This window comes from Pseudomonas lundensis, assembly GCF_002269125.1.
GTDB lineage: Bacteria > Pseudomonadota > Gammaproteobacteria > Pseudomonadales > Pseudomonadaceae > Aquipseudomonas > Aquipseudomonas lundensis_A.
In genome coordinates this window covers 82,070-103,666 of the sequence record NZ_NQKI01000005.1, presented here as the reverse complement: position 1 = coordinate 103,666, position 21,597 = coordinate 82,070, and the positions used below count along the sequence as shown (strand labels likewise).

The following is a 21,597-nucleotide window of genomic DNA, read 5'->3' as shown; positions in this document are numbered from 1 at the left end:
GACGGGATCAAGCGTTTTGCTCCGATGCCTGAAGCCTGTCGAGCGGATCACATGATCCTGTTAAACCCCGAGTTGACTCCCCACTGCTCGGGGTTTTTTTTGAGCAAAATTTGTCAGCGCGAGAGCGGACGTTTAGGCGGGGCTGTTTGTCCATTCAAGTAGTCGTCTGGCTGGCCGGGCTCTTGCCACCGAGCTTCTGCCTCGCGCAAGGCGTCCGGCCCCAACGTTGCCAATGCCCGGTTAATCCGGACCAACGCTTCGTGGCCGGCAGGGGTGTCGGAGCAACCGATATAAATCGGCTGATAAGCGGGCGCGCCCAAAATCCGATAGAACAGCAGCGTCTCATACGGCAAACCTTGTTGCCGGGACTTGGACTGAATCTCGGGCCAATACCCCAAAACACCTTCCAGTCGGCCTGCATGCTGCATTTGCAAGAGACTGCCCAGCGCATCATTGCCGTGGTGAACAAACACCTGGCGGTCTTCGCTGTGCGCCAGTTGTTCATCGATCCACATGCCATAACTGCGCTTGGCCACCACCCCCAGCCGCATGCCTTGGGCATTGAGCATGCGCTTGAGGTCCACGGCGTGATCGGTGACATAAGGCGCGATCTTCGGCTGATCGCTGCTGCGGATTACCAGCCCGTTACTGTGTAAGCCCATGACCGGCGCTGAGTAGGCGATTGAACGCGCACGTGCCGGATTCCACACCAGCGCCGGGTCGCACGTCAGGGTCGGGTCTTGCAGCATTTGCATGGCGCGGGCCCGATTGACCTGCACCACCACATGTTCGTATTCAGGCAGGTTGGCGATCAGGAAGGGCATGAGTTGATCAATCACCCCCTGACCTTTTTGCGGGCCCTCAAAGACGGTTAGCGGGGGCAAGTCGCGCATCAGCCACGTGAGTTTTTCGGCCCCTGAACTCATGCACGCCCAGCCCAGCAGCGCCCACGGAATGAGTTGAGCCCAACGGCATGGCCGCCGTGAGCGAATCGTCATGGTGCGGTGTTCCTTCTACTGCGTTTGAAAAGGGAGATGAACCCCTCTGCTAAATGGCGCCGTTGTGTTTCAGTGCCGCAATGGCCGAGGCGTCGTAGCCCAGCGCACCGAGCACTTCGTTGTTATGGGCACCCAACTCAGGCCCCACCCACTCAGCCGATCCGGGTGTGTCGGAGAGCTTGGGCACAATGCCTGGCATTTTAAAGTCCTTGCCGTCGGGCAGCTTGGCACTCAAAAACATTTCCCGCGCCAGAAACTGCGGGTCGCTGAACATGTCTTGCGCCGAGAAAATACGGCTGGCCGGCACCTGCGCCGTATTCAATTGCTCAAGCACCGCCTCCAGCGGCAGCGAGGCCACCCAACGATCAATCACGCCGTACAGCTCATCGCGTCGCGCGTCGCGCCCGTCATTGCTGGCCAACAGCGGGTCGTTTGCCAAATCGTCACGGCCAATCAGCTGCATAAACCGTTTGAAAATGGCATCGCCGTTGGCGCCAATCTGAACGTGCTTGCCGTCCAGGCTGGTATGGATCGAAGAAGGTGTGATACCGGGCATGATATTTCCCGTGCGTTCGCGAATAAAACCGAACACATCGAATTCGGGGACCATGCTTTCCATCATCGCGAAAATGGCTTCATACAACGCCACATCCACCACTTGGCCCTGGCCGCCATTCACCTCGCGGTGCCTCAAGGCCATCAATGCACCGATCACGCCCCACAGCGCGGCAATCGAGTCTCCAATGGAAATGCCGGTGCGCACGGGCGGCCGGTCTTCGAAGCCGGTGATGTAACGCAACCCGCCCATCGACTCCCCCACGGCGCCAAACCCTGGCTGATCCTTCATCGGCCCGGTCTGGCCAAAGCCCGACAGGCGGACCATGACCAACTTGGGATTCAAGGCATGCAACACGTCCCACCCCAGCCCAAGCTTCTCGAGCACACCGGGTCGGAAGTTTTCGATCAGGATATCCGCGTCGGCCAGCAACGCCTTGAGCACCTGAATGCCTTCGGGGTGCTTGAGGTTGAGCGTCAGGGATTTTTTGTTGCGCGCCTGCACGAACCACCACAGCGACGTGCCCTCGTACAGCTTGCGCCACTTGCGCAAGGGATCGCCCCCATCCGGGGATTCGACCTTAATCACCTGCGCCCCGAATTCGGCGCAAATACGTGAAGCAAACGGCCCGGCGATCAGCGTTCCGAGTTCGACAACCTTAAGGCCCGAAAGGGGTTTGGCAGCGAGGGGCATGAGTAATCCTTGTCCGGGAGCGTGCGAGTACAGCCTTTTAACATAGGAGCGGGCGCGCAAGAAGCCGCAGAGTTCGTTGATCCTTGGCGTATCGGGTAGACTTGCCGCCTTTCTCCGTATCAAGAAGCCCGTTCATGGCCCAGCCGTCCACGACTTATAAGTTTGAACTCAACCTCACCGATCTGGATCGCGGTGTGTATGAGAGCGTAAAACAGACCATCGCCCGTCACCCTTCGGAAACCGAAGAGCGCATGACCGTGCGTTTGCTGGCATATGCCTTCTGGTACAACGAACAACTGTCCTTCGGCCGCGGCCTGTCTGATGTAGACGAACCGGCGCTGTGGGAAAAAAGCCTGGATGACCGTGTTTTGCACTGGATCGAAGTCGGCCAGCCTGACGCCGAGCGCCTGACCTGGTGTTCGCGCCGCACAGAACGCACCAGTTTGCTGGCCTACGGCAGCCTGCGCGTCTGGGAAGGCAAAGTGATCCCGGCGATCAAAAACCTGAAAAACGTCAACGTGGCGGCCGTGCCGCAAGACGTCCTCGAAACCTTGGCCAAAGACATGCCCCGGGTCATCAAGTGGGACGTGATGATCAGCGAAGGCACGATATTCGTGACCGATGATCGCGGCCAGCACGAAGTGCAATTGCAGTGGTTGACCGGCGAGCGCGGTTAATCCTCGCCCTGCGTGAATCTTTCAACCTTCAGACACAGAGACACATCCCCCGCCTATGCGCATCGAACCTCGTCCATTGCCTGAAACCCTGCCTTTTCTGGGCGAAATGCCGACGTTACTGACACGGTTGTACGCCGCCCGTGGCGTGCAGTCGCCCGCTGAACTGGACAAGAGCCTGGCGCGGTTGATTCCGTACCAGCAGCTCAAAGGCATTGATGCCGCCGTGGATTTGCTGGTGCAGGCGCTGGACCAGCGTCAGCGCATCCTGATCGTCGGCGATTTCGACGCCGATGGCGCGACGGCCAGCACCGTCGGCATGCTGGGCCTGCGGTTACTGGGGGCCGCGCATGTCGATTACCTGGTGCCCAACCGCTTTGAGTACGGCTACGGGCTGACCCCGGAAATCGTCGAAGTTGCCCTGACCCGCGAGCCGCAGTTGCTCATCACGGTCGACAACGGCATTTCCAGCGTAGAAGGGGTCGCAGCGGCGAAAAAGGCCGGTCTGAAGGTGCTGGTCACCGACCACCACTTACCGGGCACTGAATTGCCTGCCGCCGATGCCATCGTCAACCCTAACCAGCCGGGCTGCGAGTTTCCCAGCAAGGCATTGGCCGGGGTGGGGGTGATTTTCTATGTGCTGATTGCGCTGCGTGCGCGTTTGAACAGCTTGGGCCGATACGAACACAGCAAGGCGCCGAACATCGCTGAACTGCTGGATCTGGTGGCATTAGGCAGTGTGGCGGACGTGGTGCCGCTGGACGCCAACAACCGGATTCTGGTGCATCAGGGCCTGGAACGGATTCGCGCCGGTCGCGCACGGCCGGGGCTCAAGGCCATTCTGGAAGTGGCTAAACGCGACCCTGCGCGCATCACCTCCACCGACCTCGGCTTCATCATCGGCCCACGGCTGAACGCGGCGGGGCGCCTGGACGACATGAGCCTGGGCATCGAATGCCTGCTCACCGACGACGCCAACGCCGCGCGCGCCATGGCCGCCCAACTGGACGACATGAACCAGGACCGCAAATCCATTGAGCAAGGCATGCAGCGCGAAGCGCTGGCCCAGCTCAAGGAATTACCGGTCGACTCGATGCCGTTCGGGTTGTGCCTGTTCGACCCGGACTGGCACCAAGGGGTCATCGGGATTCTGGCGTCGCGCCTCAAAGAGCGCTATTTCAGGCCCACGTTTGCGTTTGCCGATGCGGGTGACGGCTTGCTCAAAGGGTCGGGGCGTTCTGTGCCGGGCTTTCACATCCGCGACGCGTTGAGCGTGGTTGCAGCGCAACACCCTGACTTGATCGCCAAATACGGCGGCCACGCCATGGCCGCCGGATTGACCTTGCCGGTGGCGAACTTTGAGCGGTTCAGCCAGGCGTTCGATGAAGAAGTGCGGCGACAACTGCGTGAAGAAGACCTCATGGGGCGCCTGCTGTCCGATGGCAGCCTGACCGTCGAAGAGTTTCACCTTGAGCTGGCCCGCGCCTTGCGCAATGCCGGCCCATGGGGGCAACACTTCCCCGAGCCGCTGTTTCACGGCGTGTTCCAGCTGGTTGAGCAACGCATCGTCGGTGAACGGCACCTTAAAGTGGTACTCAAAACCGAATGCGGCAGCGTCAAACTGGACGGCATTGCGTTCGGCATCGACCGCGAGGTGTGGCCCAATCCGACCATCCGTTGGGTTGAACTGGCCTACAAACTCGACCTCAATGAGTTTCGTGGCAACGAGACCGTGCAGCTGATGATCGCCCACATCGAGCCGCGCTGAGCCACGGCGGATTTGAACCCCACCTCTTTCAGTGTTGTCGACTAATCTCTGGGTAGAGCTTGGTCGGCAAACCGACGTCAAGCCGTCTGGAGCTTGCCCACTGACATGAGAGGTGACCCATGAGCCTGCTGCTTGAACCCTATTCCCTGCGCCAACTGACCTTCTTGAACCGCATTGCGGTGTCGCCCATGTGCCAGTACTCCAGTGTTGACGGGTTGGCCAACGACTGGCACTTGGTCCACTTGGGCAGCCGCGCCGTGGGCGGTGCCGGGCTGATTTTCACCGAAGCCACCGCTGTCACGGCCGATGGTCGCATCACGCCGCAAGACCTCGGCCTGTGGAATGACCAACAGATCGAACCGCTGCAACGCATCACCCGCTTTATTCGCGCCCAAGGCGCCGTCGCTGGCATCCAGTTGGCCCACGCCGGGCGTAAGGCCAGCACCTGGCGGCCGTGGTTAGGCAAACAAGGCAGCATCAAGGTGGAAGACGGCGGCTGGGTGCCGGTCGGGCCATCGCCCATCGCCTTTGACCCACGCCACACCGTGCCCACGCAACTGGACGAAAGCCAGATCCAGGACGTCATCCAGGCCTTTGCCGGCGCCGCCAAACGCGCGCTTGAAGCCGGGTTTTCGGTGGTTGAAGTCCACGCTGCTCACGGCTACTTGCTGCATCAATTTCTCTCGCCGTTGAGCAACCAGCGCCGCGATCAATACGGCGGTTCGTTCGAAAACCGCATTCGTTTGGTGCTGCAAGTGACCGAGGCGGTGCGTGAAGTGTGGCCGCAAGAACTGCCCCTGTTCGTCAGGGTATCGGCCACCGACTGGGTAGAAGACGGCTGGAACCCCGACGAAACCGTCGAACTGGCGCGGCGGCTCAAAGCGTTGGGTGTCGACCTGATCGACGTGTCTTCGGGGGGCACATCGGCCAACGCCGAAATCCCCGTCGGGCCGGGTTATCAGACCCGCTTTGCCGAAAGCATCCGCAAAGAATCGGGCATCGCCACCGGCACGGTCGGCATGATTACCGAACCAGCGCAGGCCGAACACATCCTGCGCACCGGCCAGGCCGACCTGATCCTGCTGGCCCGCGAACTGCTGCGCGACCCTTACTGGCCGCTGCATGCCGATGACGACCTGGGCGGCAAACAGGCGACCTGGCCTGCGCAATACCAGCGCGCCACCCATCGCGATCAACCCATTCACGAATCAGACCTGCGCGAATGAACCCAGCCCGGCCCACCCCGCGCCTGCGCGGGTAGTGCCGGGCCGTCTTCAGGTTCAATTAATGTAGGTTTGGCAAGCTTGGCGCAACATCTGGAAGCAAACCAACTGACTGCGTTGCGTGGCCGCGAACTACTCTGTCGGCCTGCTGACTCCCCCAACCCTGTTGCTAGAGGCTGTGTATGAATACGCGTGGATTGCTCGATCAGTTACTCAAGTCTGGCCAAGAGTTATTGCAAAACAAAACGGGTGCTGCAAAACCCGGCGCGGGTGCCGACAAAGGCGCACTTGGCGGATTGCTCGGTGGATCGGGCGGGCTAGGCAGCCTGCTTTCGGGGGCGGGCGGCGGCGCCTTGGCGGCTGGAGCCATGGGCCTGCTGCTGGGCAACAAAAGCGCGCGCAAAATCGGCGGCAAAGCCATCACCTACGGCGGCTTGGCGGCGCTGGGCGTATTAGCCTACAAAGCCTACGGCAACTGGCAGGCCAGCCAAGGCACCGCGCCGCAAACCGAACCGCAAACCATCGACCGCATCCCGCCCGTGCAAGTTGAACAGCACAGCCAGGCCATCCTCAAGGCGCTGGTCGCGGCGGCCAAAGCCGATGGCCACATCGACGACCGTGAGCGTGAATTGATCGAAGGCGAGTTTCACAAAATCAGTGGCGACTCGGGTTTGCAGGACTGGTTAAAAGCCGAACTGAACAAACCGCTGGACCCGGCCGAAGTGGCACGTGCGGCAAGCACCCCGGAAATGGCGGCCGAAATGTACATCGCCAGCGTGATGCTGGTGGACGAAGAACACTTCATGGAGCGTGCCTACCTGGACGAACTGGCCAAACAGCTCAAGCTGGAGCCGGGGCTCAAGGCTGAGCTGGAAAGTCAGGTTCACCAGGCGGCCTAGCCGCCGTGTGCTGCACGGGCGTGACGTCGCACTACGATTTGTACGCACGTAATTGCGGGAGGTTTCGTACAGGTTTGCTGATTGATGAGGTTGTTCGGTCACGCCTATAGTCTGCGCTCGCCCCTCGGGGCGACCGGGTTTGGCGATCTGGACAGATAATTTTCGAAGGGCAGTTGTTGTCTTTGGCAAAGCGTGTATTTTGCATCGCGATGCTATATGGCTGCTGTGCGTGGGAGATCTTCGGATCTGCCGGGTTTTCTTAAATTTACCGGTTCGCCAACCTGCGTACAGCGGCCACCTGCTTTCGTTTGGCGACGGAAGAGGGTGACTTGAATACGAAATTTAAGGAATCACTCATGAGCCATTCCCCATATATCCCGCTAACAGCCATCGACTGCACGATCCCCGCCTTATTGATTGACCGAAACGCCCCGCTTGATGTGTTGCATGCCAATGCCACGGCCCGTGTGCTGGCGGTTACCCAATTGATGGAAACCTTTTCCAGCCGCGAGGTGCAGGAGGCGGATGCGGTTGACCTCAAGCATCTGGCAGCCACCGCAGCAGTGTTGTTGCGTGACGGGTGTGATTTGCTCAACGTGTTGGGGTGGCGCTTGCAGCCGAGTTGAGTCTTTCCAGACGGCGTTTTTTAAACGCGATCTCCCAACCCGTTTTACTGCTACCACTCAACCCTGGGAACACCGCAGAAGGTCTTTTACTGCCGCCACTCAAACGTGAGAACACCGCAAAGGCCCCTCACAGAAGGCCGAGCGCAGGCGGTATGACGGGGGTGACGAGGCAGGAAGCCGAGACAGCCGTGTTGGGCCATGGATGGCCCGTCACGGCGTGCCCCCGTTATATCGCCGGAGCGAGGGCACCGGCGAGCCTAGGCGAGGCGGCCGTATGGCAGGGCAAGGCCTTTTTGGTTCCTTTTGTGGCTGTTTGACAAAAGGGACTCGCTGTAAGAGCGAAACCAATCATCCAGTTAGGCGCTGATGCCGGATATGTACGCCCTGTTCCTGTTAAAGCAACTGTGTACATATCCGTTGGATGTGTGAAGGCCTTCTACGGGTTCCGCCCTTACGGCGGCTCACTTTTGGCAAACAGCCCCAAAAGTAAGCAAAAGGTCCTTGCCCTGCCATACGGCCGCCTCGCTCAGGCTCGACGGTGCCTTCACTCCGGCACTGTTGCGGGGGCACGCCGTGACGGGCCATCCATGGCCCAGCACGGCTGGCTCGGCTCCTGCCGACCCACCCCCGCAACAGCACCTGCGTTCAGCCTGCTGTGAGGGGCCTTTGCGGTGTGCGTGCGATCGTGTGGCGGCAGGGAAACTTTTCAAGATCAAGATCAAGATCAAGATCAAGATCAAGATCAAGAAAGACCTCGGTGTGTCTTGCCACTAAAGCAGATGCATTACCGAGTAAGTTTTTTAGCTAATCGATGTGAGATCGGTCTCAAACCCCGTACGAATCCTCCCTAACCCTCGGCTATACTCCCCCACATTTCAACGGCACCCCGAGGATCGACTGTGAAGAACTGGACGTTACGCCAACGCATCTTGGCGAGCTTTGCCGTAATCATTGCCATCATGCTGTTGATGATCGTCGCGGCGTATTCACGCTTGGTCAAAATCGAAACCAGTGAAGACAAAGTCCGCACCGACTCGATCCCGGGCCTGTACCACAGCTCCATGATCCGCAGTGCCTGGGTCGACAGTTACGTGCAAACCCTGCACCTGATGAACGAAGGCGAGGGCCGTCCCCTGACCAAGGACGAAAAAGAGCTCTACACCTCCTACGAAACCCGTCTTGAAAAAGAACTCGCCGGTTACAGCGCCACCATCAGCGGTGACGCAGACAAGTCGCTGTATGAAGACTTTGTCGCGCTTCATAAAAAGTACGACCAGTCGCTGGACGCGGTTCTCGGGCTGTTTGAAAAGAACGACATGCCGCAGGCTCGCAGCCTGTTGAACGCACAATTGACCCCCAATTGGAGTGCCGGTCGTCAGCAGCTCAACAAGGTGATTCAAGAAAACCAGAACGCCGCTATCCGGGCCAGTAACAACATTTCCGTTGCGGTGTTGACGGCCAAGGCCAGTATGTTGATTTCGCTGGCGATTGCGGTGCTGGCGGCGGGGCTGCTGGGCTTCCTGTTATTGCGTTCTATCATGTCGCCGATGCAGCGCATTGTGTCGATCCTTGAAGTCATGCGTTCCGGGGATTTGAGCAAGCGCCTGAACCTTGAGCGTAAAGACGAGTTCGGTGCCGTCGAAACGGGCTTCAACGACATGATGGCCGAGCTGACGGCGCTGGTGTCGCAGGCGCAGCGTTCTTCGGTGCAGGTCACCACGTCGGTGACCGAGATTGCCGCCACGTCCAAGCAGCAACAGGCCACGGCCACTGAAACCGCCGCCACTACCACGGAAATCGGCGCGACGTCCCGCGAAATCGCGGCCACGTCCCGGGATCTGGTGCGCACCATGACTGAGGTGACGTCGGCGGCGGATCAGGCGTCGATTTTGGCCGGTTCCGGCCAACAAGGGCTGGCACGTATGGAAGACACCATGCATTCGGTCATGGGCGCCGCCGATCTGGTGAACGCCAAGCTGGCGATTCTGAATGAGAAGGCCGGCAATATTAATCAGGTGGTGGTGACCATCGTGAAGGTGGCCGATCAGACCAACTTGCTGTCACTCAACGCTGCGATTGAAGCCGAGAAGGCCGGTGAGTACGGGCGCGGGTTTGCCGTGGTCGCGACGGAAGTGCGTCGTCTGGCGGATCAGACCGCCGTGGCCACCTATGACATCGAGCAGATGGTGCGCGAGATTCAGTCGGCGGTGTCGGCCGGGGTGATGGGCATGGACAAGTTCTCCGAAGAGGTGCGCCGCGGCATGTCGGAGGTGCAGCAGGTGGGCGAGCAGTTGTCGCAGATCATTCATCAGGTTCAGGCGCTGGCGCCGCGGGTGTTGATGGTCAACGAAGGCATGCAGGCCCAGGCCACCGGCGCCGAGCAAATTAACCACGCGTTGGTGCAATTGGGGGATGCCAGCAGCCAGACGGTTGAGTCCCTGCGTCAGGCCAGCTTTGCCATTGATGAGTTGAGTCAGGTGGCGGTCGGGCTGCGCAGCGGCGTGTCGCGTTTCAAAGTCTGATGAGTGCTCCTCTCGCGCCGCGCGAAGCCGTCAAGGCGTCGAAGCATTGCCTGTTTTTGGTGTTTTTTATCGGCACTGAACGCTATGCCCTGCAGGCGGTTGACGTGGTGGAGGTGTTGCCGCGTTTACCGCTCAAGCCCATTGCCCACGCCCCCGCGTGGGTGGCCGGGGTGTTTGCTCATCGCGGGCACATGGTGCCGGTGATTGATGTCAGTGCCATGACGTTCGGCCAACCCGCCGTGGCCCGCACCAGCACGCGGTTGGTGTTGGTGCGCCATCACGGTCACTTGCTGGGGCTGGTGCTGGAACAGGCCAGTGAAACCCTGCGCTGTGACCCGGCGGACTTTCAGCCGTACGGGTTGGATAACCGCGAGGCGCCGTATTTGGGACCGGTGCGCAAAGACAAGGACGGCCTGTTGCAGTGGATTCGCGTGGATGAGTTGCTGACGCCTGCCGTGCGCGGGTTGTTGTTGTTCCCCGAGCAGAGCCTCGACGCGACCCGGCAGGCCCGCCCATGAGTGCCGATCAACGGTTTTTTGATTTCCTCAAACGGCGCATCGGGCTTGATGTGGCATCCGTGGGCCCGGCGATTATTGAACGGGCCGTGCGCCAGCGTTGCACCGCGCTCAACATGCAGGATCACGATCAGTATTGGCAGCGGCTCAATGCCTCGGCCGACGAGCAGCAAGCGCTGATTGAGTCTGTGATCGTGCCCGAGACCTGGTTTTTTCGTTACCCCGAATCCTTTTCTACGCTGGGGCGCCTGGCCCGTGAGCGGCTGGCAGCGCAAACGCGTCCACGGGTGCTGCGTCTGTTGAGCCTGCCGTGCTCCACTGGCGAGGAGCCGTATTCGATTGCGATGGCAATGTTTGACGCCGGGTTTGCCGCGCATCAGTTCAAGGTCGATGCGCTGGACATCAGCCCGCTTTCGATTCAACGCGCCCAGCGTGCGGTGTATGGCAAGAATTCGTTTCGCGGCCAGGACATCAGTTTTCGCGAGCGGCATTTTTCCCTCGAGGCGGATGGGTATCACGTGTCGGCGCGGGTGCGTAATCAGATCCACTTTCAGGTCGGTAATGTGCTGGACCCGGCCCTGACGGCGAGTCAACCGCCCTATGACTTTGTGTTTTGCCGCAATTTGTTGATTTATTTCGACCTCAACACCCAACAGCAGGCACTGGACGCCCTCACGCGCATGACGCGTCTGGACGGGGTGCTGTTTATCGGCCCGGCCGAGGGCAGTTTGCTGCACGGCCTGGGCATGCGTTCGATCAGCGCTGCGCAATCTTTTGCCTTTTGTCACAGCCAAGCGCTGCCCGCCGTGTTGCCAACCCAAGTCGAACGCACACCGCAGGTTCGGCCCTTGCCGCTGCCCGTGGTGGCGGTCAGTCGTCCATTTGCGGCGCGCCCGCTCACCCCGCAACCGCCGCCCATTCAGGCAGCGCATGCGTCCGTGCAGGAGGCTGACGGCGTGCTGGAGACCATTGCGCGGTTGGCCAATGAAGGCAAAAGCCGCGAAGCCCGCGCCTTGTGCGAACAGGCATTGCACCAGCATGGCCCGCAAGCCCAGGTGTTTTACTGGTTGGGCCTGCTCAGCGATGTCGAAGGTCAAACCGCGCAGGCCCAAGGGTTTTATCGCAAGGCGTTGTACCTGGAACCCCAACATGCAGAGGCGCTGGCGCATTTGGCGGCGTTGCTGGCCTCGCAGGGCGATGTGGCCGGCGCCCAGCGTTTGCAGGCCCGGGCTGCGCGTAACGAGCGTGCCCTTCACAGTGAGCGCAAATCATGAACGGTCTGTCCGCCCAAAGTTTGATCCATACCGAAGCCCAGACGATTGATGATTGTTGGAACCGCATTGGCGTGTACGGCGATAAATCCTGCCCGTTGCTGCCCCAACACATTCATTGCCGTAATTGTGCCGTGTATGCGGCGGCCGCCACGCGCTTGCTCGATCGTTATGCCTTTGTTCAGGACGAGCAGGAATTTGCCGCGCCACAGGCGTTGGAACACGCCCATGCGACCCGCTCGCTGGTGGTGTTTCGCATGGGCGGCGAGTGGTTGGGGCTGGCGACCCGCTGCCTGGATGAAGTTGCGCCTTTGCAGTCGATTCATTCGCTGCCGCATCAACGCTCCCGTGCCCTGATGGGCGTGGCCAATGTGCGCGGCGCGCTGGTGCCTTGTCTGTCGCTGGTGGAGTTGCTGGGGCTGGACCCGACAGTGAGTGTGACGACCGCGCAGCGGGTGATGCCTCGCATGCTGATTGTGGCTGCACCCGGCGGGCCGGTGGTGGTGCCGGTGGACGAGGTCGATGGCATTCACACGATTGAAGAACGCGTGCTCACTGCTGCGTCGCTGTCGGGCGATCACGCCAGCGCCATTTACACCCGTGGTGTCTTGCAATGGAAAACCCGCAGCCTGCGCTGGCTGGATGAAGAGCAGTTGCTCGGTGCGATTACCCGGAGCCTCACATGACCCCCGAGCAAATGCGCGACGCCTCGTTGCTGGAGTTGTTCAGTCTGGAGGCCGAAGCCCAGACCCAAGTGCTCAATGCCGGTTTGTTGGCGCTGGAGCGTAACCCGACCCAGGCCGATCAGCTGGAAGCCTGCATGCGCGCGGCTCACTCGCTCAAGGGTGCAGCGCGGATTGTCGGTGTGGAGGCCGGGGTCAGCGTTTCCCATGTCATGGAAGATTGCCTCGTCAGTGCGCAGGAAGGGCGCTTGTACCTGCAACCCGAGCACATTGATGCCTTGTTGCAGGGCACGGATTTGTTAATGCGCATTGCAACGCCGGGCAATACGGTCACGTCGGTTGACATTGAGGCGTATGTAGCCTTGATGAACCGGCTGGTCGAGCCTTCAGCGCCTGCGGCGCGCGTGGCGCCACCGCCCTTTGATGTGTCGCACTTGTTGCTTGCGCCCGAACCTGTGGTGTCTGAGGCGCCTGCGCCGGTCGAGCTGGCGCCGCTGCCCGAGCTTGCGCCTGCGGCAGAACCGGCGCGCCGCCCGCAGCGATTGACCGAAGGCGGTGAGCGGGTGTTGCGCGTCACGGCCGAGCGCCTTAACAGCTTGCTTGACCTGTCGAGCAAGTCGCTGGTGGAAACCCAGCGGCTCAAGCCTTATCTGGCGACGATGCAACGCCTTAAGCGCATGCAAACCACCAGTTTGCGGGCGCTGGACCATTTGGGCGATCAGCTCAAGGTGCTCAACCTTACGCCTGAGGCCGAAGAGGCGCTGAGCGAAGCCCGGCGCTTATTGGCCGAGTCGCAGCACGTGCTCACTGAGCAGACCGCACAACTGGACGAGTTTGGCTGGCACGCCAGTCAACGTGCGCAGTTGCTGTATGACACGGCGCTGGCCTGCCGCATGCGCCCGTTCGCCGATGTGCTGGCCGGGCAAGAGCGCATGGTGCGTGATTTGGGGCGCAGCTTGGGCAAACAGATCCGCCTGGAAATTGAAGGCGAGAAAACCCAGGTGGACCGTGACGTGCTGGAAAAGCTCGAAGCGCCCCTGATGCACCTGCTGCGCAACGCGGTGGACCACGGCATTGAATCCCCCGAGCAGCGGTTGCTCGCCGGAAAACCGGCCGAAGGAGAGATTCGCTTGCGTGCCTCGCATCAGGCCGGGCTGCTGGTGCTGGAGTTGAGCGATGACGGCGGCGGCGTCGACCTTGAGCGCTTGCGCCGCTCCATCGTGCAGCGCCAGTTGTCCACCGAGGCCACGGCCGCGCAGTTGAGTGAAGAAGAACTGCTGACGTTTTTATTCCTGCCGGGGTTCAGCCTGCGCGACACCGTGACTGAAGTGTCGGGGCGTGGCGTCGGGCTGGATGCAGTGCAGCACATGGTGCGCCTGCTGCGTGGGTCGATTGTGCTGGAGCAGGTCAGCGGGCAGGGCAGTCGTTTCCATCTTGAAGTACCGCTCACCCTGTCGGTGGTGCGCAGCCTGGTCGTTGAAGTGGGCGACGAAGCGTATGCCTTTCCGCTGGCGCACATCGAACGCATGCGCGACCTTGCGCCTGAGGACATCGTGCAGGTCGAAGGCCGCCAGCACTTCTGGCACGAAGGGCAGCACGTGGGGCTGGTTGCCGCCAGCCAGTTGCTACAGCGTCCTGCCGGCCAGAATGATGACGAGACCCTGAAGGTGGTGGTCATTCGTGAGCGCGAGGTGGTCTACGGCGTGGCGGTCGAACGGTTCATCGGGGAGCGCACTTTAGTGGTATTGCCCCTGGACCCGCGCTTGGGCAAGGTGCAGGACATTTCGGCAGGTGCACTGCTCGACGATGGCTCGCCGGTGCTGATTGTGGACGTTGAAGACATGCTGCGCTCGGTCGATAAACTCCTTAACACTGGGCGTCTGGAACGCATTGACCGGCGCAACCGGCACACCGCCGAGGTGGCGCGCAAGCGCATTCTGGTGGTCGACGACTCGCTCACTGTGCGCGAACTGCAGCGCAAGCTGTTGCTCAATCGCGGTTACGACGTGGCGGTCGCGGTGGACGGTATGGATGGTTGGAACGCGCTGCGTGCCGAGCATTTCGATTTGTTGATTACCGATATCGACATGCCGCGCATGGACGGCATCGAGCTGGTCACCCTGTTGCGTCGCGACAACCGCCTGCAATCGATGCCGGTGATGGTCGTGTCTTATAAAGACCGTGAAGAAGACCGTCGGCGCGGCCTGGATGCAGGAGCCGACTACTATTTAGCGAAAGCCAGTTTCCATGACGATGCGCTGCTTGATGCAGTGGTTGAGCTCATTGGAGGAGCCCAGACATGAGAATTGCCATCGTCAACGACATGCCCCTTGCGGTAGAGGCCTTGCGCCGGGCGTTGGCATTCGAGCCCAAGCATCATTTGGTGTGGGTGGCGTGTAACGGCGAAGAAGCGGTGCGCCTGTGTGCCGAGGACACGCCCGATTTGATTTTGATGGACCTGATTATGCCGGTCATGGATGGCGTGGAGGCCACGCGCCAGATCATGGCGCAAAGCCCGTGTGCGATTGTGATCGTCACCGTTGACCGGCAGCAGAATGTGCACCGCGTGTTTGAAGCCATGGGTTTCGGCGCGCTGGACGTTGTCGATACCCCGGCATTGGGCGCAGGCGATGCTAAAGAAGCTGCGGCGCCGTTGTTGCGCAAGATCATTAACATTGGCTGGTTGATGGGCCAGCAGCCCCCTAAGCGGGTGCATGCCGTCGAGGCTCCGCCGCGCAAATCACTGGAGCAGCGCAGGTTGGTGGCCATCGGATCGTCGGCGGGCGGCCCCGCAGCGCTGGAAACCCTGCTCAAAGGCCTGCCGCGGACGTTTCAGGCGGCGATTGTGCTGGTGCAACATGTGGATCAGGTGTTCGCCGCCGGTATGGCCGAATGGCTGAGCAGCTCGTGCGGGGTGAATGTCCGGCTGGCCCGTGATGGCGAAACGCCGCAAGCCGGCACGGTGTTGTTGGCCGGGACCAATCACCATATCCGCCTGTTAAAAAACGGCACGCTGGCTTACACCGCCGAGCCGGTGAACGAAATTTATCGGCCCTCGATTGATGTGTTTTTCGAGAGTGTGGCCCGGTACTGGGACGGTGAGGCCGTGGGCGTATTGTTGACCGGCATGGGTCGCGATGGCGCGCAGGGGCTTAAACTCATGCGCCAGCAAGGGTTTTTGACCATCGCCCAGGACCAGCAAAGCAGTTCGGTATACGGCATGCCCAAAGCGGCAGCGGCGATTGATGCGGCTGTTGAAATTCGACCCTTGGACACGATTGCGCCACGCTTGCTGGAGATCTTTCATACATGACTGACACAACCCGGCAGGACTGGCTTGAAGGTGGTAATTCAGGTGAACGCGCATGAATGACTTGCAGATGGACGACGTCAAAACTGACGAAAACGCCGCCATGGTATTGCTGGTGGACGATCAGGCGATGATCGGCGAAGCCGTGCGCCGGGGCCTGGCCCTTGAGCAGAACATCGACTTTCACTTTTGCGCCGACCCGCACGATGCCATTGCCCAGGCCATTCGCATCAAACCGACGGTGATTTTGCAAGACCTGGTCATGCCTGGGCTCGATGGTTTGACGCTGGTGCGCGAATACCGCAACCACCCGGCCACCAAAGATATCCCGATCATCGTGTTGTCGACCAAGGAAGACCCGCTGATCAAGAGTGCAGCCTTTGCAGCGGGCGCCAACGACTACCTGGTGAAACTGCCGGACAACATTGAGCTGGTGGCCCGCATTCGCTATCACTCGCGCTCCTACATGACGCTGTTACAACGCGATGCTGCCTACCGCGCACTGCGGGTCAGCCAGCAGCAACTGTTGGACACCAATCTGGTGTTGCAGCGCCTGATGAATTCAGACGGCTTGACCGGACTGTCCAATCGCCGCCACTTCGATGAATACCTGGAACTGGAATGGCGCCGGGCCCTGCGTGAGCAAACCCAGTTGTCATTGCTGATGATCGACGTGGATTACTTCAAGTCCTACAACGACACCTTTGGTCATCTGGACGGCGACGAAGCCCTACGCAAAGTGGCCGCGTCGATCCGTGATGCCAGCTGCCGGCCTTCGGACTTGCCGGCGCGTTACGGGGGGGAGGAGTTTGCGATTGTATTGCCCAACACCTCTCAAGGCGGTGCACGGCTGGTGGCTGAAAAGCTGCGTCAGGCTGTGGCGGCGCTCAAAATCCCGCACATTGCTCCGGCCGACGGCAGCAGCCTGACCATCAGCATCGGTCTGGCCACCATGACCCCGCAGCACAGCGGCAACTGCCGAGAGTTGATTTCGGCGGCCGACAAAGGCCTTTATCTGGCTAAAAACAATGGCCGTAATCAGGTCGGCATCGAGTAACCGACGCCGCCGGTGCCTGTCGCCGCGACTTGAAAAGCCAGGTGCGGCGCTTGTCGCAGCCTGTTACTTCGCTTGCGGCGATACCGTTTGAAAGCCTTCACGCGCGTCTTTTTCTGAGCAACATCAGGCCTGAGGAATACGCCGTTTTATAGCGCCCCGCGCAATAGTGGGTATAAAGCGTCTGGTAATAGTCAGTGATGGCCTGCTCACGGATAGTTTCGTCAAACTGGTTGCGCACCTTCGCGCTCGCCCCCCAATGCCAGTCCCTGAAATCGTTGAGGTTTTCGAATTCAACGGTTTCTTCAATGCGCTGTGAGCGGATGATTTCAAAGTCGTTCAGTGTGTCCAGCAGGGCACTGCGGCTGAGCCGGAAATCATCAAACACCACGGGTTCGCTGATACAGGGGTATTGATGGCGAATTTCCATCAGCGCCCGCTCCTGAATGAAGCGCTCATCGGGCAAGTAATCGAAATCGAACGCGCAGGATAAAAACACCTGACCGCCCGGTTTGACCACTGACGACAGCTTGTCGATTACGGCTTGTTCGTTGGGCACGAAGCCTTGCAGGCAACCGGCACACACCACCGCATCAAAGACCGGCAGGCGTTCAAGGTTGCAGTCCAGAAAGTCGCTGACGATGAAGCGCACGTTCGGTGCGGCATGCACCAGGTTGGCGTAGGCGATCTTGTCTTTGGAGTGATCGATGCCAACGTAATGTTCGATATTGTTGGCGTCCACAAACAACAGGCTGTTGCCGGTGCCGCAGCCGATGTCCAGCAGATTGCCCTGTGGGGTGGCGAATGACAGCAGCAGTTCAAGGTTGCGTTTGTTCACATGCCGTGAGTTGCGTTGAAAGCCGTGCGGGCTAAGCCTCGGGTTATTCATCGTCATGCTCCTGGTGTGTCCGCAGGGTTAACCCGTGCGCGTGCAAAGGCGCAGGCGAGGGGGGTGTTCGTGGCGCTGTTGTTTTAGGTATAGCGAGCCAGGTTTGATGTGCAATGCGCAGGCGTGTAGTCCGTTTCCTTTAAATTGGGAGATTTTTCCCAAGTTGCGCCATGAGAAGGGTTGGCAAGGCGAAGGGTATACCTACGGCCGATAACGCTGACAGGCTGCGGCAATTGGCCTGCATTACCCCGCTGGGCGGGCTGCTGTAACGGTATATTTTCGGTATACTCTTTGGCTTTGTAAAAATCGCCTACGAGTGCCGCCAGCCATGGAAATCAACCCAATCCTTAACAGCATCAAGGACCTGTCAGAGCGCTCCGAAACCATTCGGGGGTATCTTTGACTACGATCAAAAGCATGAGCGTCTGACCGAGGTCAATCGCGAGCTTGAAGATCCGAGTGTCTGGAACAACCCTTCGTACGCCCAGGAACTGGGGCGCGAGCGCTCCCTGCTGGCGCAAATTGTAGAAACCCTCGACGAGATGCACACAGGCCTGGCGGATGCCAAGGACCTGCTGCTGATGGCCGCCGAGGAAGAAGACCAGGCCGCTGTAGATGACGTGTCGGCTGAAGTCGAACGCCTGCGCGAGTCCCTTGAAAAACTCGAATTCCGCCGCATGTTCAGTGGCGAGATGGACGCCAACAACGCTTACCTGGACATTCAGGCAGGCTCTGGTGGCACCGAAGCGCAAGACTGGGCCAATATCCTGTTGCGGATGTATTTGCGTTGGGCCGACAAGCGCGGCTTCGATGCCACCATCATGGAATTGTCCGCCGGTGAAGTGGCCGGGATCAAAGGTGCGACCGTGCACATCAAAGGCGAGTACGCCTTCGGTTGGTTGCGCACCGAGATCGGCGTCCATCGTCTGGTTCGCAAAAGCCCGTACGACTCGGGCAACCGTCGTCATACCTCATTCTCGGCCGTGTTCGTTTCGCCGGAAATCGACGACAACATCGAAATCGACATTAACCCCTCGGACCTGCGGATCGACACCTATCGTTCCTCCGGTGCGGGTGGTCAGCACGTAAACACCACTGACTCGGCCGTGCGTATTACCCACGTTCCGACCAACACCGTGGTGAGCTGCCAGAACGAACGTTCCCAGCACGCAAACAAAGACACCGCGATGAAAATGTTGCGGGCACGTCTCTACGAGCAGGAAATCCAGAAGCGCAACGCCGCTTCCCAGGCCCTGGAAGACACCAAGTCCGACATCGGCTGGGGTCACCAGATCCGCTCGTATGTACTTGACGCTTCGCGCATCAAGGATTTGCGTACCAACATCGAGCGCAGCGATTGCGACAAAGTGCTCGACGGCGACATCGACGAGTACCTGGTGGCCAGCCTGAAACAAGGGCTGTAAGTCGCGCAACAAACGTAAAGTGCGCAGCTGACGCGATGCCTTGACGGCGCGCCGAAGCCCGCTTCCCCCTGCCGCAAGGCGGGGGCAACGAACCTGTGATGGAATTTTTAAAACATGAGCGACCAACAACTCGACCCGCAAGATTTGCAACAGGAAGAAAACGCCCTGATCGCCCTGCGCAAGGAAAAACTTGCTGCCGAGCGCGCCAAAGGCAATGCCTTCCCGAATGATTTCCGTCGTGACAGCTACTGCGCCGACCTGCAGAAGAAGTACGCCGAAGCGACCAAGGAAGAGCTGGCTGAAGCCGCCATCCCGGTCAAGGTTGCGGGTCGCATCATGCTTAACCGTGGTTCGTTCATGGTGATTCAGGACATGACCGGTCGCATCCAGGTCTATGTCAACCGCAAGACCCTGCCGGAAGAAACCCTGGCCGAAGTCAAAACCTGGGACCTGGGCGACATCATCGCCGCCGAAGGCACCCTGGCCCGCTCCGGCAAAGGCGACCTGTACGTTGAAATGACCCACGTGCGCCTGCTGACCAAATCCTTGCGTCCGCTGCCCGACAAGCACCACGGCCTGACCGACACCGAGCAACGTTATCGCCAGCGTTACGTTGACCTGATCGTCAACGAAGACGTGCGCCACACTTTCCGTGTGCGTTCGCAAGTCATCGCGCATATCCGCAACTTCCTGATGGCGCGCGACTTCCTTGAAGTCGAAACACCAATGTTGCAAACCATTCCGGGCGGTGCGGCAGCCAAGCCGTTTGAAACTCACCACAACGCGCTGGACATGGAAATGTTCCTGCGTATCGCGCCTGAGTTGTACCTCAAGCGTCTGGTGGTTGGCGGCTTCGAGAAAGTCTTCGAAATCAACCGTAACTTCCGTAACGAAGGGGTTTCGACGCGCCACAACCCAGAATTCACCATGCTTGAGTTCTACCAGGCGTATGCCGACTACGAAGACAACATGGACCTGACCGAAGAGCTGTTCCGCGAGCTGGCGCAGCTGGTTCTGGGCAGCACCGATGTGCCGTACGGCGACAAAGTGTTCCACTTCGGTGAACCGTTTGTGCGTCTGTCTGTGTTCGACTCGATCCTCAAGTACAACCCCGAGTTGACCGCTGACGACCTGAACGACATCGACAAGGCCCGTGCCATTGCTAAAAAGGCTGGCGCCAAGGTGTTGGGCTTTGAAGGTCTGGGCAAGCTGCAGGTGATGATTTTCGAAGAGCTGGTCGAGCACAAGCTGGAACAGCCGCACTTCATCACGCAGTACCCGTTCGAAGTGTCCCCGCTGGCCCGTCGCAACGATGAAAACCCGAACGTGACTGACCGTTTCGAGTTGTTCATCGGTGGCCGTGAAATCGCCAACGCCTATTCCGAGTTGAACGACGCGGAAGACCAGGCAGAGCGCTTCATGGCACAAGTGGCCGACAAAGACGCCGGTGACGACGAAGCCATGCACTACGACGCCGACTTCGTGCGTGCACTGGAATACGGCATGCCGCCAACGGCAGGTGAAGGTATCGGCATCGACCGTCTGGTGATGCTGCTGACCAACTCCCCGTCGATCCGCGATGTGATCCTGTTCCCGCACATGCGCCCGCAAGCGTAACGATGCTGAATAAGAAGCCGCCGTTCAGGGCGGCTTTTTATTGCCTGTCGTACAAGGATGCCCCGTGAAACGGCGTGCGGCGCCAACGTTGTGGTAAACCCGGTGCCTGCGGTTTTCAGGCTTTTTTCGTCTTCTTCAAAGGAAACCTTCGTGAACCTTGCCAAGGCTCAAACGGGTGCCGTCGATGTCGCCACTGCGGTGGCCGAGAGTGTTCAATACCAGGGCCGCAAAGCCAGTCGCCATGGCAGTGAACAGCGTCGGCAACTGATTCTGGATGCGGCCATGCGTATCGTGGTGCGCGACGGTGCACGTGGCGTCCGGCACCGGGCGGTCGCTGCCGAAGCCGGGGTGCCACTGTCGGCTACCACGTATTACTTCAAGGACATTGATGACCTGATCAACGACACCTTTGCGCAGTATGTCGAACGCAGTGCCGCCTTTATGGCCAAGTTATGGCAAAGCACCGAAGGCAAGCTGCGCGAACTGGTGGCGTATGGTGATGGCAGTCCGCAGTCGCGCTCGCAACTGGCGGATGAGATTGCCGCCATGACCGCGAACTATGTTGAGCACCAGTTGATGACCCGACGCGATCAGTTGCGCGCCGAGCAGGCGTTTCATCAGGCGGCCCTGCTTAACCCCCGGCTGGCGGTGCTGGTGCGGGCCCACGAGCAGATTTTTCTGCAGGGTACGTGTCAGATCTTTCAAGTTCTGGGCTCCAAACAGCCGCAGCACGATGCCAATGTCTTGACGGCGATTATCGGTCGGATGGAATATCAGGCCCTACTTAATGGCGCGCAGCCAGCAGCCGATGCACAAAGGCTCGCTATCCTTACGCGCTACATGCACTTGGTGTTGGCCGCTCTATAGAAGGATGC

Annotated in this window: 18 protein-coding genes; 15 read left to right on the top strand and 3 right to left on the bottom strand. The window is 59.9% G+C overall.

Going from position 1 to position 21,597, the window contains the following annotated elements:
- Positions 1 to 113: 113 nt before the first annotated feature.
- The gene (locus CJF39_RS05205; RefSeq protein WP_094992469.1) at positions 114 to 998 is read right to left on the bottom strand and encodes a TIGR02285 family protein; all 885 of its coding nucleotides are present in this window, start codon (positions 996 to 998) and stop codon (positions 114 to 116) included.
- A gap of 49 nt (positions 999 to 1,047) precedes the next feature.
- Complete coding sequence (locus CJF39_RS05200) at positions 1,048 to 2,247, bottom strand: CaiB/BaiF CoA transferase family protein (protein WP_094992468.1); 1,200 nt, start codon at positions 2,245 to 2,247, stop codon at positions 1,048 to 1,050.
- A 134-nt stretch (positions 2,248 to 2,381) separates the two neighbouring features.
- Here CJF39_RS05200 and CJF39_RS05195 point away from each other — a divergent pair, with 134 nt between their 5' ends.
- From CJF39_RS05195 to CJF39_RS05140, 12 genes are all read left to right on the top strand, one after another.
- The gene (locus CJF39_RS05195; RefSeq protein WP_094988811.1) at positions 2,382 to 2,924 is read left to right on the top strand and encodes a YaeQ family protein; all 543 of its coding nucleotides are present in this window, start codon (positions 2,382 to 2,384) and stop codon (positions 2,922 to 2,924) included.
- A gap of 55 nt (positions 2,925 to 2,979) precedes the next feature.
- Complete coding sequence (gene recJ / locus CJF39_RS05190; RefSeq protein WP_094992467.1) at positions 2,980 to 4,689, top strand: single-stranded-DNA-specific exonuclease RecJ; 1,710 nt, start codon at positions 2,980 to 2,982, stop codon at positions 4,687 to 4,689.
- Between the two features lie 119 nt (positions 4,690 to 4,808).
- Entirely contained in the window at positions 4,809 to 5,915 is a 1,107-nt protein-coding gene (locus tag CJF39_RS05185; RefSeq protein WP_094992466.1) for an NADH:flavin oxidoreductase/NADH oxidase, read from the top strand.
- Positions 5,916 to 6,094: 179 nt separating this feature from the next.
- Complete coding sequence (locus CJF39_RS05180) at positions 6,095 to 6,811, top strand: tellurite resistance TerB family protein (RefSeq protein WP_094992465.1); 717 nt, start codon at positions 6,095 to 6,097, stop codon at positions 6,809 to 6,811.
- 356 nt (positions 6,812 to 7,167) lie between these two features.
- Complete coding sequence (locus CJF39_RS05175) at positions 7,168 to 7,437, top strand: short-chain dehydrogenase (protein WP_094992464.1); 270 nt, start codon at positions 7,168 to 7,170, stop codon at positions 7,435 to 7,437.
- Between the two features lie 899 nt (positions 7,438 to 8,336).
- Complete coding sequence (locus tag CJF39_RS05170; RefSeq protein WP_094992463.1) at positions 8,337 to 9,959, top strand: methyl-accepting chemotaxis protein; 1,623 nt, start codon at positions 8,337 to 8,339, stop codon at positions 9,957 to 9,959.
- Positions 9,959 to 10,477 carry a chemotaxis protein CheW gene (locus CJF39_RS05165; protein ID WP_094992462.1) on the top strand — a complete coding sequence of 173 codons (519 nt, stop codon included), beginning with the start codon at positions 9,959 to 9,961 and terminating at the stop codon, positions 10,475 to 10,477. The genes CJF39_RS05170 and CJF39_RS05165 overlap by 1 nt, the downstream gene beginning before the upstream one ends.
- Positions 10,474 to 11,748 carry a CheR family methyltransferase gene (locus CJF39_RS05160; RefSeq protein ID WP_094992461.1) on the top strand — a complete coding sequence of 425 codons (1,275 nt, stop codon included), beginning with the start codon at positions 10,474 to 10,476 and terminating at the stop codon, positions 11,746 to 11,748. Before CJF39_RS05165 ends, CJF39_RS05160 begins: the two co-directional genes overlap by 4 nt.
- Positions 11,745 to 12,431, top strand: coding sequence for a chemotaxis protein CheW (locus tag CJF39_RS05155; protein WP_094992460.1), 687 nt, complete (start codon positions 11,745 to 11,747; stop codon positions 12,429 to 12,431). The genes CJF39_RS05160 and CJF39_RS05155 overlap by 4 nt, the downstream gene beginning before the upstream one ends.
- Positions 12,428 to 14,731, top strand: a complete 2,304-nt coding sequence (locus CJF39_RS05150) for a hybrid sensor histidine kinase/response regulator (protein WP_094992459.1) — start codon at positions 12,428 to 12,430, stop codon at positions 14,729 to 14,731. Before CJF39_RS05155 ends, CJF39_RS05150 begins: the two co-directional genes overlap by 4 nt.
- Positions 14,728 to 15,741 (top strand): chemotaxis response regulator protein-glutamate methylesterase, encoded by a 1,014-nt coding sequence (locus CJF39_RS05145; RefSeq protein WP_094992458.1) that lies wholly within the window; start codon positions 14,728 to 14,730, stop codon positions 15,739 to 15,741. The genes CJF39_RS05150 and CJF39_RS05145 overlap by 4 nt, the downstream gene beginning before the upstream one ends.
- 52 nt (positions 15,742 to 15,793) lie before the next feature.
- Positions 15,794 to 16,795 carry a response regulator gene (locus CJF39_RS05140; RefSeq protein ID WP_094992457.1) on the top strand — a complete coding sequence of 334 codons (1,002 nt, stop codon included), beginning with the start codon at positions 15,794 to 15,796 and terminating at the stop codon, positions 16,793 to 16,795.
- Between the two features lie 97 nt (positions 16,796 to 16,892).
- On the opposite strand, the gene CJF39_RS05135 is transcribed toward CJF39_RS05140, so the two are convergent.
- Complete coding sequence (locus tag CJF39_RS05135) at positions 16,893 to 17,681, bottom strand: class I SAM-dependent methyltransferase (RefSeq protein WP_170942643.1); 789 nt, start codon at positions 17,679 to 17,681, stop codon at positions 16,893 to 16,895.
- 328 nt (positions 17,682 to 18,009) lie between these two features.
- Between CJF39_RS05135 and prfB the strand changes: the two genes are divergently transcribed.
- From prfB to CJF39_RS05120, 3 genes are all read left to right on the top strand, one after another.
- A protein-coding gene (gene prfB, locus CJF39_RS05130; protein WP_097191388.1) for a peptide chain release factor 2 occupies positions 18,010 to 19,105 on the top strand; the annotation gives its coding sequence in 2 pieces (ribosomal slippage) (positions 18,010 to 18,081 and positions 18,083 to 19,105; 1,095 coding nt in all).
- Between the two features lie 114 nt (positions 19,106 to 19,219).
- Complete coding sequence (gene lysS / locus CJF39_RS05125; RefSeq protein WP_047277273.1) at positions 19,220 to 20,722, top strand: lysine--tRNA ligase; 1,503 nt, start codon at positions 19,220 to 19,222, stop codon at positions 20,720 to 20,722.
- 150 nt (positions 20,723 to 20,872) lie between these two features.
- A complete protein-coding gene (locus tag CJF39_RS05120; protein ID WP_094992455.1) occupies positions 20,873 to 21,589 on the top strand; it encodes a TetR/AcrR family transcriptional regulator in 717 nt (238 codons plus the stop codon).
- Positions 21,590 to 21,597 lie beyond the last annotated feature (8 nt).

Excerpts from the sequence above, each read along its gene's own strand:
- CJF39_RS05205 (WP_094992469.1), bottom strand. The coding sequence starts at position 998 with ATGACGATTCGCTCACGGCGGCCATGCCGTTGGGCTCAACTCATTCCG.
- CJF39_RS05200 (WP_094992468.1), bottom strand. The coding sequence starts at position 2,247 with ATGCCCCTCGCTGCCAAACCCCTTTCGGGCCTTAAGGTTGTCGAACTC.
- CJF39_RS05195 (WP_094988811.1), top strand. The coding sequence starts at position 2,382 with ATGGCCCAGCCGTCCACGACTTATAAGTTTGAACTCAACCTCACCGAT.
- recJ (WP_094992467.1), top strand. The coding sequence starts at position 2,980 with ATGCGCATCGAACCTCGTCCATTGCCTGAAACCCTGCCTTTTCTGGGC.
- CJF39_RS05185 (WP_094992466.1), top strand. The coding sequence starts at position 4,809 with ATGAGCCTGCTGCTTGAACCCTATTCCCTGCGCCAACTGACCTTCTTG.
- CJF39_RS05180 (WP_094992465.1), top strand. The coding sequence starts at position 6,095 with ATGAATACGCGTGGATTGCTCGATCAGTTACTCAAGTCTGGCCAAGAG.
- CJF39_RS05175 (WP_094992464.1), top strand. The coding sequence starts at position 7,168 with ATGAGCCATTCCCCATATATCCCGCTAACAGCCATCGACTGCACGATC.
- CJF39_RS05165 (WP_094992462.1), top strand. The coding sequence starts at position 9,959 with ATGAGTGCTCCTCTCGCGCCGCGCGAAGCCGTCAAGGCGTCGAAGCAT.
- CJF39_RS05160 (WP_094992461.1), top strand. The coding sequence starts at position 10,474 with ATGAGTGCCGATCAACGGTTTTTTGATTTCCTCAAACGGCGCATCGGG.
- CJF39_RS05155 (WP_094992460.1), top strand. The coding sequence starts at position 11,745 with ATGAACGGTCTGTCCGCCCAAAGTTTGATCCATACCGAAGCCCAGACG.
- CJF39_RS05150 (WP_094992459.1), top strand. The coding sequence starts at position 12,428 with ATGACCCCCGAGCAAATGCGCGACGCCTCGTTGCTGGAGTTGTTCAGT.
- CJF39_RS05145 (WP_094992458.1), top strand. The coding sequence starts at position 14,728 with ATGAGAATTGCCATCGTCAACGACATGCCCCTTGCGGTAGAGGCCTTG.
- CJF39_RS05140 (WP_094992457.1), top strand. The coding sequence starts at position 15,794 with ATGAATGACTTGCAGATGGACGACGTCAAAACTGACGAAAACGCCGCC.
- CJF39_RS05135 (WP_170942643.1), bottom strand. The coding sequence starts at position 17,681 with ATGAATAACCCGAGGCTTAGCCCGCACGGCTTTCAACGCAACTCACGG.
- lysS (WP_047277273.1), top strand. The coding sequence starts at position 19,220 with ATGAGCGACCAACAACTCGACCCGCAAGATTTGCAACAGGAAGAAAAC.